The organism is Chelativorans alearensis, from assembly GCF_010993735.1.
Taxonomy (GTDB): Bacteria; Pseudomonadota; Alphaproteobacteria; order Rhizobiales; family Rhizobiaceae; genus Chelativorans; species Chelativorans alearense.
Genome location: NZ_WQNI01000004.1, coordinates 197209 through 213507 on the forward strand (window position 1 = coordinate 197209; position 16299 = coordinate 213507).

A 16299-nucleotide genomic window follows, 5' to 3' on the forward strand; every position below is an offset into this window, starting at 1 on the left:
AGGAGAGGGCGGGGATGGATCTGCCGGCAGGTGAGGTTGCTGCCTTTGCGCTGGCCGTCACGGCGTCCGGCGTGGTGGCGGGACTTATGGCCGGTATCTTCGGCATCGGCGGAGGCGCCATCCTCGTCCCTGTCTTTTATCAGGTGTTCGGGCTCCTGGGCGTCGACGATCTGGTGCGCATGCACCTCTCCGTCGGCTCCTCGCTCGCCATCATCGTGCCCACGTCGCTGCGCTCCTGCCGCGCCCATTTCCTGCGCGGCGCGGTGGATATGAAGCTGCTGCGCAGTTTTATCGTCGCCGTGCCGGCGGGTGTCGTCGCCGCCTCGCTGACGGCCGCCTTCATCTCCAGCGCGGGCTTGCGCGCCATCTTCGCGGCGATCCTGTTCCTGGTCGGCCTCAAGCTCCTGTTCAACCGCCGGGGCTGGCATATCGGTGAGGCCGTTCCCGGCAATCCCGTACGCTCCCTCGTCGGCTTCCTCATCGGCTATCTGTCGACGCTGATGGGTATCGGCGGCGGTATTCTCAACAACACTTTCATGACGCTCTTCGGCCGCCCCATCCACCAGGCGGTGGCCACCTCCTCGGGCGTCGGCGTGCTGATCTCCGTTCCCGGGTTCCTCGGCTATATCTGGGCCGGCTGGGGCTTGCCGCAATTGCCTGTCGCCTCGACCGGCTACGTCAACTGGATCGCCGTCCTGCTCGTCATCCCCGTCACGCTCCTCCTCGCCCCGCTCGGGGTGCGCATTGCCCACGCCCTCGACAAGCGGCATCTGGAGATCGCGTTCGGTCTCTTCGCGCTGTTCGTGTCGGCCCGCTTCGCCTGGAGCCTTGTTTAGACCAATTCATCGTTTCATGGAATCGATGATTTGGTCTAACTCCTTGTTTTGTCGCAATTCCGGACGGAAAACCGGTTTCCACTTTTCTTGGAATTGCTCTAGCTAATCGCGCAGGATCAGGCGGTCGCCGCGCATCTCGAAGCCCGACAGGCTGCTCAGGAACTGCATGCCGAGCAGGCTCTGTTCCAGCCGGCCTGGTTCGGCCACCAGGATCGGCATCTTCGTGCGTTCGATGGGGCCGATGCGCAGCGTGTCGAGGCTGGCGCGTGCGGCAAGCGCGCGGCCGTTGGCCGTCATGACGGGAGTGGTGAAACGAAGATCCTGCGCGGCAATGCCGACCCGCTCGGCGTCCGCCGCCGTCAGCACCGTTGCCGAGGCGCCGGTATCGACCAGCGCCCGCACGGTCGCGCCGTTCGCCAGCATGCGCACCTCGAAATGGCCGTTGGAAGACTTGTCCAGCATCACCGCATGCCCCTCGGAACCGGCAAGCGACATTGGGCTGCCGGGAACGAGGCCGGCTGTCAGCCGGCTCGCCACATCCTGCAGTTCGTAGCGGTACTGGTAGCCCGTCGTCAGGACCAGAAGAATGAGAAGCCAGTAAGCAAGATCGCGTGCGACGGCGGAGAAGCGCATTCGCGAGCCGGCAATGCCGACGATGAGGACGGCCGCCCAAAGGCTGAGATAGAGCACCGAGGCGAAGGCATTGTTTTCGATGCCGAAGACCTGACCGTTCTCATGGTTGGCGACCAGAAGGACGAGGCCCGCGGCCATGACGGCGATGATGATCCAGAAAAGCCGCATGTGCTCTATCCCGCTTTTCCGGCGCGCTCGCGCGCCAACCGCGCCCGCCGCGTCTCGCGCCGAGGCTTGCGTTCGATGGAGTCAAGCCGCGCCGGCAATGCTTCCATGACCGCTCGCCGCTCGGACGGCGTCATGGCGAGCCAGGCGCCGATCTCGGCGCGCGTCCGCCCGCAGCCGAAGCAATAGCCGGTCATCTCGTCGATCGAGCAGACGAGAATGCAGGGGGATTCGATCGCGTCCATGTCGCCTTCCTGTCGTTGGTTCCACATGGGGGCCGCCGGCAGAGAACGCAAGCCCGCTTCGGACCGCCATTGCCAGCAGCTTCCCTCCGCTCTATGCCACGGCCGACTGCAGGAGAAAGCGAACATGACGACAAGCGGCCTTCCTTTCGACGACATCCGCAACCTTGCCAACCAGTTGCCCAGCCTGGACGAGGCAGCGGCAGGGCGGGTGCGCGGGCATTTGTCGGGAGAGGGCGGGGAACACGGGCTCGGCCGGCTGGAGACGCTCGCAACCTGGCTGGCGGCTGTGACGGGCCGCGCGCCGGCGCGGGTGGCAAGGCCCGTGGTGGCGCTCTTTGCCGCCTCGCACGAGGTGGCGCACCGTCTGGGCACGGGCGACCCTGTGGAAGAGGCGCGCGGCAAGGTGGAGGCCATCGCCTCCGGCGCGGCCCCCGTCAGCCACCTGTGCGCGGCCGGCGACCTCGGCCTGAACGTCTTCGACCTCGCGCTCGACCTGCCGGTGGGCGACATCACCGAGGCGCCCGCGCTCGACGAGCGCGCGGCCGCCGCCACGATGGCTTTCGGGATGGAGGCGGTGGCCGTCGGCGCCGATCTCCTGTGCCTTGGTGCGGTGGGTGGCGCTGCCGATCTTTCGGCCATGGCGGTGCTGAGCGCGCTTCGGAACGGCGGAGCGGAGGAATGGGCGGAGGCGGGGGAGGAGGCCGTCGCGCTGCTCGACAGGGCGTTGCGCACACATAAGGGGCATCTCGGCGATCCGCTGGAGGCCGTGCGCCGGCTCGGCGGGCGCGAGATCGCCGCACTTGCCGGCGCCATCCTGGCCGCGCGCACGCAGAAGGTGGCGGTCATCCTCGACGGCCTTGCGGCGACGGCCGCGGCAGCTGCCCTCCATGCGCTAAACCCCGCCGCGCTCGACCATTGCCTGCTTGCCGACACGCGAAGCGAACAACACCGCAAGGCGGCGGAACATCTCGGCTTGCTCCCGCTGCTGGCCCTCGGCACCAATGGGCACAACGGCGTCGGTGCCGCGCTTGCCGCGGGGCTGGTGAAGGCGGCGGGGGAACTCGGCGCCGGCATGGCGGAGGTGAGGGCGCGCGAGGGCTGATGCGCGTCAGGCGCTCGCGCGTTTTCGCAACGGCTGCCGCGTGGGGATGGCCGGCAGTTCCTCCATCACGCGCGCCGGCGGGAAGGCGACGATCGCTTCCGTTCCCTTGCGCAGCGTCGACTTCAGTTCCAGCTTGCCGCCGTGCAGCTTCGCCAGGCCCTGCACGATGGGCAGGCCGAGGCCGGTGCCCTGCTCGGCGCTCTTGATGGCGATGGAGCCCTGGCCGAAGGCCGCCAGTACCACCGGCAGTTCGTCCTCGGGAATGCCCGGCCCGTTGTCCCGCACGGCCACATATTGTCCGCCGCCCGCCGTCCAGCCGACACGCACGCGGATCTCTCCGCCCGAAGGGGTGAACTTGACGGCGTTGGATAGGAGATTGAGGGTGATCTGGCGCACGGCGCGCTCGTCCGCCAGAAGCAGGGGCAGTGTCGGCTCGGCCTGCTGTTCGATCCGGATGTCCTTGGCGCGCGCCCTCAACTCCATCATGCGGCAGCATTCCTGCACCACGTCCGTAAGCTCCAGCGGCTCCTCGTTCAACTGATAGCGGCCCGCCTCGATGCGCGACAGGTCGAGGATCTCGTTGATGAGGTCGAGCAGGTGCTGGCCGGATTCGTGCACGTCCTTCGCATATTCGCGATAGGTGTCGTTGTCGATCCGCCCCAGCACCTCCTTGGCCATCACCTCCGAGAAGCCGAGAATGGCGTTGAGCGGCGTGCGCAGTTCGTGGCTCATCGAGGCGAGGAAGCGGGATTTCGCCAGATTGGCCTCCTCGGCGCGCCGGCGCGCCTCGTCCGACATGGCCTTGGCGGTCTCCAGTTCGGCGATCAGCGCGTCCTTTTCGCTGCGGAAGGACAAGAGCTGTACCGAAGCCAGGTTCCGCTGTTGGGCGACGTAGGAGAAGAAGGGCAGGGAAAGGATCAGGAGCACGGCCATGATCGGCTCCACGCCGAGCGGCAGTTGGACGTAGAGCAGGGCATAAAGGGCCACGGGCAGGGCAAAGGTGGAAAGCAGCGCGCCGCGCAGCGAGGCGGCGACGAGCGCGGTGGCGGCAATCGTCATCAGGAGAATGATGGCCATGACGACCGGGATGTGGTCGAGCCCGCACGTCGCGCATTCGAGGGAAACGAAATAGGCCCAGCCTATGCCGCTTGTAAAGTGCAGAAGCAGGAAGCGCCGTGAAAGGGCCTTCTCGCCCATCCCGGCCAGCGCCAGCGCATCCACCCGCCGGGCGAAAAGATAAAGCGCGGCATAGCCGGCCGCCGTGACCAGCCCCCAAATGAATATCCCGCGCTCCATGCCGGCGGCAAAACCCATCAGCCCGACGACGAGGACGAGCAGAAGTACCGCCGGCGTGCAGCCGGCGATCGCCGAGGCGTGGATTTTCAGCATCTCGCGGTCGAAGGCGGGATTGCCTGCGGTCTGTGACAGGCGCTCGCGCGTGCGACGCACCGCGCGTGCCACGTCGCTGTTGCGATGTGGCTTTCTGCGGTCGACAATGAACTTGTCGACCGTATAGCTTCTGCTGCGCGCCATCGCGTGCTTTGTTCCCGCCTTCTACGTGCCCAAAGTATGTCCGAATGATTAAGAGACCCTTCAACGCATGAGTGTATGGAGACGCGGTCGACACGTCAGGAGACGGACGAGCCGCGTGCGCCGCTATGGCGATTGGGCGCTGGCGCTGGCGATCCTGGCTCTCCTGGCGCTTGCGGCGGCACGGATCGACCGGGTGGCGACGCGGCAGGTGGCGGGTGCCGTCACGCTTGCCGACGGCGACAGCCTGACGCTCGCCGGCGAGCGCATACGCCTGCGCGGCATCGATGCACCCGAACTTTCCCAGGAATGCAGCCGCAACGGCCATGCCTATGCCTGCGGACGGCGGGCGCGGCAGGCGCTGGCGGAACTGATCGGGGGGCGGGCCGTCAGTTGCGAAGGCTGGGAGCGCGACCGCTACGGCCGGCTTCTGGCGCGCTGCGCGGCAGGCGGGCGCGATCTCGGTAAGGCGATGGTGGAATCGGGCTGGGCAATCTCCTACGGTGACTATCATGGCGTCGAGGCGGAGGCGCGCGGCGCCCGCAGGGGCCTGTGGGCCGGCACGTTCCAGACCCCGCAAGACTGGCGTGCAGGGCGGCGAAGCATCGAGGAGGCGCCGCACGACTGGATCGGCCAGGTGATAAACTTCTTGCGGCAACTCCTTGCGGAGCGTGCCGCCACGTAACGATGAAGGAAGGAGGCAGCGATGAGGCTTTTCGACGGGGGCAGGGCGCCCAACCCGCGGCGGGTGCGGATTTTCCTCGCCGAGAAGGGGATCGAGGTGCCGCTGGTGCCGGTGGACATGGGCGCGATGGAGCATCGCGGCGAGACCGTCGCCAGCCTCAACCCGCTGCGGCGCCTGCCGGTGCTCGAACTCGACGACGGTACGGTGCTTACCGAAACCATCGCCATCTGCTGCTATTTCGAGGAGCTGCATCCCGAGCCGGCACTTTTCGGCAAGGGTGCGCTCGGCCGGGCCCTGGTGGAGATGTGGCAGCGCCGCGTCGAGCTCGGCCTTTTCATGTCCGTCGCCGCCGCCTTCCGCCACCTGCACCCGGCGATGAAGGAGTGGGAGGTGCCGCAGGTGCCCGAATGGGGCGAGGCGAACAAGCCGAAGGCGGTCGCGTTCATGCGCTTCCTTGACGGCGAGTTGGCGAACCGCCCCTTCATTGCCGGCGACGATTTCTCCATCGCCGATATCACGGGCCTTGTCGCCATACAGTTCATGAAACCGGCCCGCATTGAAATGCCGGCGGACCTGCACCACCTGAAACGCTGGTACGACGACGTCGCCGCAAGACCCAGCGCGGCGGCATAGCGGCCGCCCGAGGGCGGCCATCGGGACGGCACCTCCATGACCGACACGCTGGAAGCCCTGTTGCGGGAGATCCGCGCCTGCCGGCTGTGCCGGGAGAGCCCGGTCGGCGCGCCCCTGCCGCACGAGCCGCGCCCGGTGGTGACCGGCTCGCGCACCGCCCGCATATTGATCGCCGGCCAGGCACCGGGCACGCGCGTGCACGCTTCCGGTCTGCCCTTCGACGACCGCTCCGGAGACCGCCTGCGCGACTGGCTGGGTGTGACCCGGGATGAGTTCTACGATCCGCGGCGCTTTGCCATCGCGCCCATGGGCTTCTGTTTTCCCGGCTACGATGCCAAGGGCAGCGACCTGCCGCCGCGCCGCGAATGCGCGCCGGCCTGGCGCGCCCGCCTGATGGCCGCAATGCCGCAGATCGAATTGGTCCTGACCGTCGGCCAGTACGCGCAGGCCTGGCATCTGGGCACCCTGCGCCGCAAGGGCGTGACAGAAACGGTGGGCGAGTGGAAAGCGATTTTCGCCGCATCGGAGCGCCCACGCCTTCTGCCACTGCCGCACCCTTCGTGGCGCAACACGGCCTGGCTGAAGAAAAATCCGTGGTTTGAGAAAGACTTGCTGCCTGTTCTTCAAGAGGAAGTGAAGGCGAGGACGTGACCGCGCCCTCCCTTCGTGAAGGAAATTGCAGTTTCTGTTGAGAAAATTTTTCTTGAAACCGGGCGCAGATTGCCCCACGTTTGGAAAAAATTTCCTCCCGGAGATTCCATCATGGACCGTCTCGACCGCAAGATTCTTCGCCTCCTGCAGGAGAATTCCACGCTTGCCGTGGCCGACATCGCCAAGAAGGTGGGGCTGTCGACGACGCCGTGCTGGCGGCGCATCCAGAAGCTGGAGGAGGAGGGCGTTATCCGCCGCCGGGTGGCCATCCTCGACCCGGTCAAGGTGAACGCCCGCGTCACGGTCTTCGTTTCGATCCGCACCAATGCCCACAGCCACGAGTGGCTGCGCCGCTTTGCCGAGGTGATCAAGGAGTTTCCGGAGGTGGTCGAGTTCTACCGCATGAGCGGCGAGGTCGATTATCTCCTGCGCGTGGTGGTGCCCGACATCGCCGCCTATGACGCCTTCTACAAGAAGCTCATCTCCAAGATCGAGATCCGCGACGTCTCCTCCTCCTTCGCCATGGAGCAGATCAAGTACACGACCGAGTTGCCGCTCGATTATCTGGTGCTCGACAAGGAGGCCGCGCACGCGGCGGCGTGAGTGTCCGGCTAGTCGCGCGCAGGGCTCCCAAGGAAGCCCCACGGTGTTGCCGGGCGGGCCTTCCCGCCGGCGAAGTCCGCACTTGTCACCTGAGCCATGCTCATGCGGTAGCCGGATTCGATGACCGCCACGCCGTCGAGGATGAAGAGCTGTGTCTTTTCCAGGCCCGCCGTGAGCCGGCCGGTCACCGACACCGGCTCGTAGTTCATGCTGAGCCGGTAGGGCTCCTCCGGCACGACGCGAATGACCTGGGACGGCGGCGGCTGGGCCATGTGGCTGCAGGCGCCGCTTCGCGGCACCAGCATGAAGGCGTAGACCAGCTCGCCCTCGCGGTCGGCGGGAAGCAGATGGCCCGAAAGCTCCACCGTCTTGCCGTCGAACGCGGTGGAAAGCGCGATCTGCCGGGGCTTTGCGGAGGGCGTGGGGCGGATTTTTTGCGGGGCGAGGGGCGCATGGCCCTCGGGGAGCAGGTCCCGCCAGCCGATCTTCAGGCTTTCCGCCCCGGCGGTCGCGGGCAGGAGAAGACTGGCTATCGCAACCGTGAAAAGAACCCCGACCCGCATTGTTATCGCCGCTTTCAGTGAACCACCGAGAAAATAAACTCTGCGTGTTCGACCCGGTCAAGGCAAGGCCGTTCTGGAGATGGGTGAGGCGCTGACGCTGGTCGGTGATCGTCAGTGCTTCTCCTTCGATCTTTCGATCCTTCGACAGGCTCACCCTTCGACAAGGGGGAGACCGGTTGCCGCCCCCAAACGCGCGTCATCAGGGACAAGCCGACCTGTCAGCCGAAGCCCAAAGGGCGAAGGCTGAAGGCTTGTCCGGGACCCATTCCGTGACTCGTCCACCTTCCGGAATGGATCCCGGACAGCCTCCGCTTCGCTCCGGCTTCTGGGATGACGCGCGCGTTGGGGGGCGGCGGAAAATGCACCCCTGTCAGCATTTGTCAGGAATGTTTTCCTATCTTCATTCACGCCCTTCCCAACTCGTGCGATAATCCCGCCGCCTAAAGAAAGGAGGCAGCCATGGACGGAACTGCGGCAATCGAGCGGGATCGCGAGGCGCTGAAGCGCATCGTCGCTTCCCTCGTGGCCATGGCCGGGCCGGCCGTGGGTCCTCATCCCGAGGTGCTGGCCGAAGGCGAGCCGCCAAAGACCCTGCCCCGCCATCTCTGGCGCGCCATCCTCAGCCTGCTGCGCCCGGCTGAGGCCGCCGCGCGGCGGCTGGTCATCGCCGCCGCGCGCGGTCTCACCGTCTGTCTGCCGCCCCCGCGCAAACAGAGGCCCGCAAGCCCGGTGCCGCTCCTGCGCAGCCTCGGCATCGCCGTGATGGCCTCTCCCGCCGACCTATCCGCCGCAGCGCGCAGAGCGAGGGCGGAAGCCAGGCGCGCCGCCGCGCCCGCCCGTCCGCGAAGCGTGAGCCTGCCGCTCTTCGACCCGCTGCCGCATACCCCGGCGCTGGGCGGCGGCGGCAATAGGCCCGCGCACGCCGTCCCGCGCATCCTGTTTCCCGGCCTCATCGAGCCGTCTCCCCTCCCGCGGCCGCCCTCCCGCGATGATCCCGTCAGCGCCGCGCGCCTTGGCCGGCGGCTTGCGGCACTGCTCGCCGCCCTTGACGATCTGCCGGGACAGGCCAGGCGCTTTGCCCGCTGGAAGGCGCGCCGCGATCTGGGGCTTACGCGCCGCATCGCACCGCTGCGCGGCGGGCGGCCGCCCGGCGGCCGGCTCTCCCGCTTCGACCCGTCCGAAATCCGCCCCCGCAACATCCGCGAGGTCGACGAGATCCTCGCGCACGCCCATTCGCTGGCCCTCTACGCGCTGGAGAGCCCCGATACGTCGTGAGGCGGCGGAGCAAAGCGCGAACCGCCCCGATGCCTACTTCTCCAGCCGCGCAAGCAGCGAGGAGGTGTCCCAGCGTTTGCCGCCCATTTCCTGAACCTCCTTGTAGAACTGGTCGACGAGCGCGGTTACCGGCAGTTTGGCGCCGTTGTCGTTGGCTTCAGTGAGGCAGATGCCGAGGTCCTTGCGCATCCAGTCGACGGCGAATCCGAAGCCGTATTCGCCGGCGTTCATGGTCTTGTAGCGGTTTTCCATCTGCCAGGAGCCGGCCGCGCCCTTGGAGATGACCTCGATCACCTTCTCGATGTCGAGGCCGGCCTTCTTGCCGAAGTGGATGCCTTCGGCCAGCCCCTGCACGAGGCCGGCGATGCAGATCTGGTTGACCATCTTGGTGAGTTGCCCGGCACCCGCAGGACCCATCAGCCCGACCATGCGCGCATAGGCCTCGATCACCGGCCTGGCCTTGTCGAAGGTGGCCTGATCGCCGCCGCACATCACCGTCAGAACGCCGTTCTCCGCGCCGGCTTGCCCGCCGGAGACCGGGGCGTCGATGAAGCCGAAGCCGCGGCTTTCCGCCTCTGCTGCCAGTTCCCGCGCGATGAGAGCCGAGGCGGTGGTGTTGTCGATGAAGACGGCGCCGGCCTTCATCGCCTTGAAGGCGCCGTCCTCGCCCAGCGTGACGGTGCAAAGATCCTCGTCGTTGCCGACGCAGGAGAAGACGAAGTCCTTGTCGCGCGCGGCCTCGGCCGGTGTCGGGGCCATCGCTCCGCCGTGCTCGGCCACCCATTTCTCCGCCTTGGCAACCGTGCGGTTGTAGACGGTCACCTCGTGGCCCCCGCGCTCCTTCAGGTGCGCGGCCATGGGATAGCCCATCACGCCAAGTCCGATGAATGCAACATTCGCCATACGGCTCGTTCCTCCGCTTTTTCCGGGGTGGGTTTGATGATCTCAGGGTTTACCGGCGAAGATGCCGTGTCAACCGCCGCTCGATGCGGTCGACGCCCAAGCGCAGCATCTCCACAATACTCAGATAGATGAGGGCCGCCCAGATATAGGTCTGGAAGTCGAAGGTACGCGAATAGGCCCGCCGCGTCTCGCCCATCAGATCGTAGACGGTGATGATGGCGACGATGGCCGAGCCCTTGATCATCAGGATGATCTCGTTGCCGTAGGGGCGCAGGGCGACGATGGCCGCCTGGGGCAGGATGATCTTGTAGACCGTCTGCAGCCGCGACAGGCCCAGCGCCGAGGCCGCCTCCCACTGGCCGCGGCCCACACTTTCGAACGCGCCGCGCAGGATCTCCGCCTGGTAGGCCGCGGTGTTGAGCGAGAAGGCGAAGATGGCGCAGTACCAGGCCTCGCGGAAGAAGCCCCACAGGCCGACGGCCTGCAACTCCGGCCGGAAGGAGCCGAGCCCGTAATAGACCAGGAAGGTCTGCGCGAGCAGCGGCGTGCCGCGGAAGAAATAGACGTAGGCATAGGAAAGGGTTGCGACGATGCGGCTTTTGGAGCGGCGCCCGAGGGCGATGGGCACCGAGAGGACCGCGCCGAGCACGATGGATATGGCGACGAGCTGCACCGTCACCAGCAGGCCGGACAGATAGCGCGGCGCATAGCGGGCGAAAAGCTCGGCGTTCCAGGACGAAAGAAGGAAGAGGAGCGTGCCGGCACCGACGAGCGCCCAGAGCCCGAGAAGGGCAATTCCCGTTACCCGCGCTCGGGCCCAACCCCTTGCGGGTGGAGGCGGCGGCACGACGTCACTGCCGCGCGCGGAAAGGGCGGGGGCGCCGATGGCGGGTGGCGGCTCGCTCATCGTGCGGCTCCGCCGGCGGAAACCCGCCGCTCCACGGCCGAAAGCACGATGGAGGAGAGAAGGGCGAGAACAAGGTAGAGAAGGCACGCCGTCCCGTAGAAGAGGAAAGCCTCGCGCGTGGTGCGCGCGGCGATGCCGGTCTGACGCAGGATGTCCGAAAGGCCGATGACGGAAACGAGCGCGGTTTCCTTCAAGAGGATCAGCCAGAGATTGGAAAGGCCGGGTAGGGCGACGCGGATGAGCTGCGGCAGGATGACGAGCCGCATGGTGCGCCAGCGCGACAGGCCGAGCGCATGGGCGCCCTCGTACTGGCCATGTGGAATGGCGCTGAAGGCGGCCGCGAAGACCTCGCTGGCATAGGCAGCGAAGACCGCGCCGAGGGCGAACATGCCGGCCGCGAAGGCGTTGATCTCGATATAGGTCTCGCCGCCTGCCGCCCGGACGATCTGCTGGATGGCGATCTGCGCACCGAAATAGACCAGGAACAGCGTCAGAAGCTCGGGCAGGCCGCGAAAGATCGTGGTGAAGATGTTGGCCGACAAGCGCAATGTCGGCTCGGTGGAGCGCTTTCCGAGCGCCACGACGAAACCGAGCACCAAGCCGAGCGGCAGGGTCGCCAGCGCAAGGCTCACCGTTATCGCCACGCCGGAGGCGATGTCGTCTCCCCAGCCTTCACGGCCGAAGCTGAGTAGGGTTGTGTAATCCACGATTTGAACCTGCGTCTGGACCGCGGCTCAGGAGCCGACCTTCCAAGGCCGGAACGGCCAGGCGGCGAAAAGCCGGATGCGGAAGCCTCGCCCCGCACCCGACCCGGTACGCCTATTCGCCGTAGATGTCGAACGGGAAGTACTTCGCGTTGACTTCCGCGTAGGTGCCGTTCTCGCGGATGGCGTCGATCGCGGCGTTGAACTTCTCGACGAGTTCCGTCTCGCCCTCGCGGACGGCGATGCCGATCACGTCGTCCCCGCCGACCGCGTCACCTTTGAACTCGCAGCAGGCGCCGCCTTCGCTGTTGACCCATTCATACTGAACGCCGAAGTCTGCAAGCACGGCATCGACGCGCTCGTTGCTGAGATCCGCCCAGGCTTCCAGCTGCGAAGGATAGGCCCTGAGCTCGGCATCAGGATAGTTCTCCTCGACATATTCGGCGGCAATGGTGCCGGCCTGGACGCCGATGGCCTTGCCCTCGACATTGTCCGCGTCGAACTCGGCTTCCTTCGGGGCCACGAACACCAGCGAGTTCGTGTAGTAGGGCTTGGTGAAGTCGACCTGCTCGTCGCGCTCCGGCGTGATCGACATCGAGGCGACGATGGCGTCGAACTTGCCCGCCTGGAGCGCTGGGATGATGCCGTCCCAGTCCTGGGTGACGAACTCGCACTCGACACCCATCTCCTCGCAGAGCGCACGCGCGATATCGACGTCGAAGCCTTCGAGCTTGCCGTCGGCGGTGAGGTTGTTGAAGGGCGGATAGGCGCCTTCGGTGCCGATCCGGAGCTTCTCCTGCGCCGTGGCTCCGCCGATCGTCAGCGCCAGCGCGGCGGCCGAAAGACCAAGTGCAATACGCCTTGTGATACGCATAAGTGTTCCTCTCTGTCGCGTTCCTGCCCCGTATTTTCCTTGTAGAGCACAGGGCTTGGGCCGATATTCCCATCCTTCGCAATAAAATTGCAAGCGGCAAAAGCTACCCGATGCCGAGATATCGGACGATGAAATCGGCGATGGCCTCGACGTCGTCGAGGGCGAAGAGCGGCAGGCTCTCTTTCTCGTCCGGGCTGTCGCTGGCGACGGCGACGACCCCCGGCACCGCGCCGGCGAGCGGCGTCCGGTCGAAGGTATCGAGGCGGCGGCACTCGATCTTCGGGTGCGATTCGCGCTTGTAGCCCTCGACCAGCACCAGGTCGGCGGGCGAAAGCCGGGCGAGGATGTCGGCGAGCGATGGCTCGTCCTCGCCGCGCAACTCGTGCATGAGCGCCCAGCGGCGGCTGGAGACGATGGCGGTTTCCACGGCACCGGCCTCGCGGTGGCGGAAGGAATCGGTGCCCGGCCGGTCGACCTCGAAGCTGTGATGCGCGTGCTTCACCGTGGCAACCTTCAGCCCGCGCTTTGCGAGGGCAGCGGTCAGCCGCACGGTCAGCGTCGTCTTGCCGGAGTTCTTCCAGCCGGTGATGCCGAAGACGCGTTGTACCATGGCTTCGCCTTCCCCAGTGTCACAACTCGCCCGCCTGACGGGCGACATGGATGACATAAAGCGTTGAGACCACCGCGCAAAGGGAGGAAAGGAACATGACGAAGAGCAGCGGGTAGGGGCCGGACTGTGCCGTCAGAAAGGCGCCGGCCAACACGGAGAGCGCCGCCCCGCCGCCGATCTGCAACGCGCCGCCGAGCCCCGAGGCCGAACCCGCCAGATGCGGCCGCACGCTGACGACGCCGGCATTGGCGCTGGGCAGCGAGATGCCGTTGCCCATGCCGACGAAGAAGGTGGGGCCGAAGAGCGATAGCGGATGAAAGTAGCCGAGCCAGAAGAGGACGAGGGAAAGAGCCGTGCCGGCGACGGCGATGAGGTTTCCGGTGAGCATCATGCGGTTGACGCCGATGGCGCGCGAATAGCGCCCGGACAGGAAGTTGCCGAGCGCATAGCCGACCGTGATGACGGCGAAGTATAGGCCGTAGCCGGAGGGCGACAGGCCGAGAAGCCGCGTGGCGACGAACGGGCCGCCGCCGAGAAAGGCGAAGAAGGCGCCGGAGGTGAAGGCGGCGGCGGACGAGTATCCCCAGAAGCGGCGCGAGCCGAAGAGCTCTGGATATGTCTTGATCTGGCCCGTCATGCTGGCGGAGCGGTGGGCGTTGGTCTCGCCGAGGTCGAGATAGACGACGATAAAGGCGAAGATGCCGATGGCGAGCATGAGCTGGAAGGTGGCCTGCCAGCCGTAGAGCTCGTCGAGGATGCCGCCGATGATCGGCCCGACCATCGGCGCCACCGTCATGCCCATGGTGATGTAGCCGATGCGGCTGGCCGCCTCGTCGGTGCCGACCGTATCGCGCACGATGGCGCGCGCCAGCACCATGCCGGCGGCGGCGAAGGCCTGGAAGAGGCGGCATAGGAGAAGAAGCTCGATGGTCGGCGCGTAGATGGCCGCGAAGGTGCTGAGGATGAAGACGGCGAAGGAGAACAGCATCACCGGCCGGCGGCCGAAACGGTCCGAGGCGGGGCCGATGCCCAGCTGCAAAATGGCGGTGGCCGCCAGGTAGAGCGACACGGCAAGCTGGACGATGCCGTAATCGGCCTGGAAATAGGTGGCCATGCCGGGCAGCGACGGCAGGAAGAGGTTCATCGCGATCGCCGCCGTGCCGGCCGCCGTGACGAGCGTCAGGATGTGGGGCGGTGTGGTGCGGTCGAACGGTCGGACGGTCATCATCATTTCCGCAATATCATTTCTTCGGTAATGGCATCGGGCGGGCGGTTGCCGCCCGTTCTTGACCTCATGTTCCCTCGGGCGCCATGCCGGGACCGGTGCTCCCGGCGATCGGCTTTTTCCTTCCCACCACCTGCTCGCGGTAGAGCGCGTAGAGCCCGGAGGCGACGACGACGGCCGCGCCGACAAGCATCGGCCCGTCGGGCACGTCGCCGAAGACGAGATAACCGAGCGCCAGCGCCCACACCAGCGCCGTGTAGCGGAAGGGCGCCATGAAGGAGATGTCGCCGACGCGCATGGCCGTGATGATGAACTGGTAGCCGACGACGAGCGCCACCGCCGCGGCGAGGAGAAACACGATGTTCGCCGCGCCCAATGGCGACCACCCGCCGAAGGCGGGCACGAGCGCTGCGCCGCAAACGGTCACGGCCACCGACGTGACGGCGGATACGAGCACGGTCGGCGTCTCGTGCGGAATGCGGCGCGTGGCAAGGTCGCGCACCGTGCAGAAGCCGACGCAGGCAAGCGCGGAGAGCGACCAGGCGCTAAACCCCTCGAACCCCGGCCGCACGATGATGAGGACGCCGAGAAGGCCGGCTGTGATGGCACTCCAGCGCCGCCAGCCCACCGGCTCGGAAAAGACGAAGGCAGCACCCACCGTCACGGTGAGCGGCAGGGCCTGCAGAACCGCGCTCACATTGGCGATCGGCAGGTTCAGGAGCGCCATGAGGAAGGTGACGGTGGCGCCCACCTCGCATATCACCCTTAGGAGGACGCTTCCCCGCATCAGCTTGCCGGGCGCCGCAAAGGCGCCCATCCAGGTGGCCAGCAGAACGAGCAGCAGCGTCGCGAAGACGCCGCGCACGAGCATGATCTGGCCCATGTTCATGGACGCCGAGACCGACTTGGTCAGCGCGTCATTGATGTTGAAGCCGGCCATGGAGACGGTGATGAACAACGCGCCGCGCAGGTTTGGGGAAAGGGCCACCTCGGCTCCGACGTTGAATTTCGTAAGCTTGGCTTACGATCGAACGGAGCGCGAGGCAATCGGTCCAGTTGGGCAAAAAACGTTGTCAGCCGCCGGTGACGCTCATGTGGCGGGAGACGGCGGGGCGTTTCGTCGTGCGGTCGATAATGAAATCGTGGCCCTTGGGCTTGCGGCCGATCGCCTCGTCGATGGCGTTGGAGACGAGCCCGTTGCCTTCCGAGGAGCGCAGCGGGGCGCGCAGGTCCGCCGCGTCCTCCTGGCCGAGGCACATATAGAGCGTGCCCGTGCAGGTGAGCCGCACGCGGTTGCAGCTTTCGCAGAAATTATGCGTGAGCGGCGTGATGAAGCCGAGCCGGCCGCCGGTCTCCGCCACCTCGACATAGCGGGCGGGGCCGCCGGTCTTATAAGGGATGTCGGTCAGCGTGAACTGCCGCTCGAGCCGCGCACGCAATTCCGACAGCGGCAGATACTGGTCCGTTCGGTCGGCGTCGATCTCGCCCATGGGCATGGTCTCGATCACCGTCATGTCCATGCCGCGGCCATGCGCCCAGCGCAGCATTTCCGGGATCTCGTCCTCGTTGAAGCCTTTGAGCGCGACGGTGTTGAGCTTGATCTTCAACCCGGCGGCCTGCGCTGCCTCAATGCCTTGCATCACCTTGTCGAACACGCCCCAGCGGGTAATGGCGCGGAACTTCTCAGCGTCGAGCGTGTCGAGCGAGACGTTGATGCGCCTGACGCCGCAATCGGCAAGCTCGGCAGCGAAGCGGGCGAGCTGAGAGCCATTGGTGGTCAGCGTCAATTCGTCCAGCGCACCCGTTTGAAGGTGCCGCGAAAGCTGGCGCACCAGGTGCATGATGTTCTTGCGCACCAACGGCTCGCCACCGGTGAGCCTGAGGCGGCGCACGCCCTTGTCGATGAAGACGGCGCATAGCCGCTCCAGCTCTTCCAGGCTTAGAAGATCTTTCTTGGGCAGGAAATGCATGTCCTCGGCCATGCAGTAGACGCAGCGGAAGTCGCAGCGGTCCGTCACCGATACGCGCAGATAGGTGATTGCGCGGCCGAAGGGGTCGATCATGCTGCCGGCTTGGTTCATGCGGTCTTGTCTTTTTCGACTGTTTGCCTGTCACTGATGTGGCTACGATAACGGCAGTTTCAAGCTACCCGATC

The 16299-nt window shown here is 66.4% G+C and carries 19 protein-coding genes; 7 read left to right on the top strand and 12 right to left on the bottom strand.

Translation table 11 applies throughout. From position 1 onward, the window contains the following. The first annotated feature begins 14 nt into the window (after positions 1-14). Positions 15-836, top strand: a complete 822-nt coding sequence (locus GPJ75_RS08105) for a sulfite exporter TauE/SafE family protein (RefSeq protein ID WP_163266925.1) — start codon at positions 15-17, stop codon at positions 834-836. A 102-nt stretch (positions 837-938) separates the two neighbouring features. Here GPJ75_RS08105 and GPJ75_RS08110 read toward each other — a convergent pair whose 3' ends face one another. Both GPJ75_RS08110 and GPJ75_RS08115 read right to left on the bottom strand, forming a co-directional pair. Further along, the gene (locus GPJ75_RS08110) at positions 939-1637 is read right to left on the bottom strand and encodes a TIGR02281 family clan AA aspartic protease (protein ID WP_163266927.1); all 699 of its coding nucleotides are present in this window, start codon (positions 1635-1637) and stop codon (positions 939-941) included. A 5-nt stretch (positions 1638-1642) separates the two neighbouring features. Continuing rightward, a complete protein-coding gene (locus GPJ75_RS08115; RefSeq protein WP_205602495.1) occupies positions 1643-1870 on the bottom strand; it encodes a DUF1289 domain-containing protein in 228 nt (75 codons plus the stop codon). 133 nt (positions 1871-2003) lie between these two features. Here GPJ75_RS08115 and GPJ75_RS08120 point away from each other — a divergent pair, with 133 nt between their 5' ends. Then, entirely contained in the window at positions 2004-2981 is a 978-nt protein-coding gene (locus GPJ75_RS08120) for a nicotinate-nucleotide--dimethylbenzimidazole phosphoribosyltransferase (protein ID WP_163266931.1), read from the top strand. 6 nt (positions 2982-2987) lie between these two features. Here GPJ75_RS08120 and GPJ75_RS08125 read toward each other — a convergent pair whose 3' ends face one another. Then, positions 2988-4514, bottom strand: coding sequence for a sensor histidine kinase (locus GPJ75_RS08125; RefSeq protein WP_163266933.1), 1527 nt, complete (start codon positions 4512-4514; stop codon positions 2988-2990). 67 nt (positions 4515-4581) lie between these two features. Between GPJ75_RS08125 and GPJ75_RS08130 the strand changes: the two genes are divergently transcribed. The 4 genes from GPJ75_RS08130 (at position 4582) to GPJ75_RS08145 (ending at position 7083) form a co-directional block, all read left to right on the top strand. Further along, positions 4582-5196, top strand: coding sequence for a thermonuclease family protein (locus GPJ75_RS08130; protein ID WP_163266935.1), 615 nt, complete (start codon positions 4582-4584; stop codon positions 5194-5196). Positions 5197-5217: 21 nt separating this feature from the next. Further along, entirely contained in the window at positions 5218-5829 is a 612-nt protein-coding gene (locus GPJ75_RS08135) for a glutathione S-transferase (protein ID WP_163266937.1), read from the top strand. Positions 5830-5865: 36 nt separating this feature from the next. After that, positions 5866-6480, top strand: a complete 615-nt coding sequence (locus tag GPJ75_RS08140; protein ID WP_163266939.1) for a uracil-DNA glycosylase family protein — start codon at positions 5866-5868, stop codon at positions 6478-6480. A gap of 111 nt (positions 6481-6591) precedes the next feature. Beyond that, the gene (locus tag GPJ75_RS08145) at positions 6592-7083 is read left to right on the top strand and encodes an Lrp/AsnC family transcriptional regulator (RefSeq protein WP_159587918.1); all 492 of its coding nucleotides are present in this window, start codon (positions 6592-6594) and stop codon (positions 7081-7083) included. Between the two features lie 8 nt (positions 7084-7091). Here the strand turns inward: GPJ75_RS08145 and GPJ75_RS08150 are convergent, their stop codons facing one another. After that, on the bottom strand, positions 7092-7646 hold the full coding sequence (locus GPJ75_RS08150; RefSeq protein WP_163266941.1) for a DUF3299 domain-containing protein: 555 nt from the start codon (positions 7644-7646) through the stop codon (positions 7092-7094). 459 nt (positions 7647-8105) lie between these two features. Between GPJ75_RS08150 and GPJ75_RS08155 the strand changes: the two genes are divergently transcribed. Then, entirely contained in the window at positions 8106-8921 is an 816-nt protein-coding gene (locus GPJ75_RS08155) for a hypothetical protein (RefSeq protein ID WP_163266943.1), read from the top strand. Positions 8922-8954: 33 nt separating this feature from the next. Here the strand turns inward: GPJ75_RS08155 and GPJ75_RS08160 are convergent, their stop codons facing one another. The 8 genes from GPJ75_RS08160 to moaA form a co-directional block, all read right to left on the bottom strand. Beyond that, on the bottom strand, positions 8955-9824 hold the full coding sequence (locus GPJ75_RS08160; protein WP_163266945.1) for an NAD(P)-dependent oxidoreductase: 870 nt from the start codon (positions 9822-9824) through the stop codon (positions 8955-8957). A 49-nt stretch (positions 9825-9873) separates the two neighbouring features. Then, positions 9874-10731, bottom strand: coding sequence for an ABC transporter permease (locus GPJ75_RS08165; RefSeq protein ID WP_163266947.1), 858 nt, complete (start codon positions 10729-10731; stop codon positions 9874-9876). Then, positions 10728-11441 carry an ABC transporter permease gene (locus GPJ75_RS08170; RefSeq protein WP_163267059.1) on the bottom strand — a complete coding sequence of 238 codons (714 nt, stop codon included), beginning with the start codon at positions 11439-11441 and terminating at the stop codon, positions 10728-10730. The genes GPJ75_RS08165 and GPJ75_RS08170 overlap by 4 nt, the downstream gene beginning before the upstream one ends. Before the next feature lie 109 nt (positions 11442-11550). Beyond that, the gene (locus tag GPJ75_RS08175; RefSeq protein WP_163266949.1) at positions 11551-12309 is read right to left on the bottom strand and encodes an ABC transporter substrate-binding protein; all 759 of its coding nucleotides are present in this window, start codon (positions 12307-12309) and stop codon (positions 11551-11553) included. A gap of 103 nt (positions 12310-12412) precedes the next feature. After that, a complete protein-coding gene (mobB, locus tag GPJ75_RS08180) occupies positions 12413-12919 on the bottom strand; it encodes a molybdopterin-guanine dinucleotide biosynthesis protein B (RefSeq protein ID WP_163266951.1) in 507 nt (168 codons plus the stop codon). A gap of 19 nt (positions 12920-12938) precedes the next feature. Next, positions 12939-14147, bottom strand: coding sequence for a multidrug effflux MFS transporter (locus tag GPJ75_RS08185; protein WP_163267061.1), 1209 nt, complete (start codon positions 14145-14147; stop codon positions 12939-12941). A 64-nt stretch (positions 14148-14211) separates the two neighbouring features. Continuing rightward, on the bottom strand, positions 14212-15132 hold the full coding sequence (locus GPJ75_RS08190; RefSeq protein WP_163266953.1) for a DMT family transporter: 921 nt from the start codon (positions 15130-15132) through the stop codon (positions 14212-14214). 85 nt (positions 15133-15217) lie between these two features. Next, positions 15218-16225 carry a GTP 3',8-cyclase MoaA gene (moaA, locus tag GPJ75_RS08195; protein WP_163266955.1) on the bottom strand — a complete coding sequence of 336 codons (1008 nt, stop codon included), beginning with the start codon at positions 16223-16225 and terminating at the stop codon, positions 15218-15220. Between the last annotated feature and the right edge of the window lie 74 nt (positions 16226-16299).

Bases quoted from the DNA above. Each gene is read 5' to 3' on its own strand.
- GPJ75_RS08150 (WP_163266941.1), bottom strand. From the start codon at position 7,646: ATGCGGGTCGGGGTTCTTTTCACGGTTGCGATAGCCAGTCTTCTCCTG.
- GPJ75_RS08125 (WP_163266933.1), bottom strand. From the start codon at position 4,514: ATGGCGCGCAGCAGAAGCTATACGGTCGACAAGTTCATTGTCGACCGC.
- mobB (WP_163266951.1), bottom strand. From the start codon at position 12,919: ATGGTACAACGCGTCTTCGGCATCACCGGCTGGAAGAACTCCGGCAAG.
- GPJ75_RS08185 (WP_163267061.1), bottom strand. From the start codon at position 14,147: ATGATGACCGTCCGACCGTTCGACCGCACCACACCGCCCCACATCCTG.
- GPJ75_RS08130 (WP_163266935.1), top strand. From the start codon at position 4,582: ATGAGTGTATGGAGACGCGGTCGACACGTCAGGAGACGGACGAGCCGC.
- GPJ75_RS08120 (WP_163266931.1), top strand. From the start codon at position 2,004: ATGACGACAAGCGGCCTTCCTTTCGACGACATCCGCAACCTTGCCAAC.
- GPJ75_RS08165 (WP_163266947.1), bottom strand. From the start codon at position 10,731: ATGAGCGAGCCGCCACCCGCCATCGGCGCCCCCGCCCTTTCCGCGCGC.
- GPJ75_RS08110 (WP_163266927.1), bottom strand. From the start codon at position 1,637: ATGCGGCTTTTCTGGATCATCATCGCCGTCATGGCCGCGGGCCTCGTC.
- GPJ75_RS08105 (WP_163266925.1), top strand. From the start codon at position 15: ATGGATCTGCCGGCAGGTGAGGTTGCTGCCTTTGCGCTGGCCGTCACG.
- GPJ75_RS08175 (WP_163266949.1), bottom strand. From the start codon at position 12,309: ATGCGTATCACAAGGCGTATTGCACTTGGTCTTTCGGCCGCCGCGCTG.
- GPJ75_RS08140 (WP_163266939.1), top strand. From the start codon at position 5,866: ATGACCGACACGCTGGAAGCCCTGTTGCGGGAGATCCGCGCCTGCCGG.
- GPJ75_RS08145 (WP_159587918.1), top strand. From the start codon at position 6,592: ATGGACCGTCTCGACCGCAAGATTCTTCGCCTCCTGCAGGAGAATTCC.
- GPJ75_RS08135 (WP_163266937.1), top strand. From the start codon at position 5,218: ATGAGGCTTTTCGACGGGGGCAGGGCGCCCAACCCGCGGCGGGTGCGG.
- GPJ75_RS08155 (WP_163266943.1), top strand. From the start codon at position 8,106: ATGGACGGAACTGCGGCAATCGAGCGGGATCGCGAGGCGCTGAAGCGC.
- GPJ75_RS08160 (WP_163266945.1), bottom strand. From the start codon at position 9,824: ATGGCGAATGTTGCATTCATCGGACTTGGCGTGATGGGCTATCCCATG.
- moaA (WP_163266955.1), bottom strand. From the start codon at position 16,225: ATGAACCAAGCCGGCAGCATGATCGACCCCTTCGGCCGCGCAATCACC.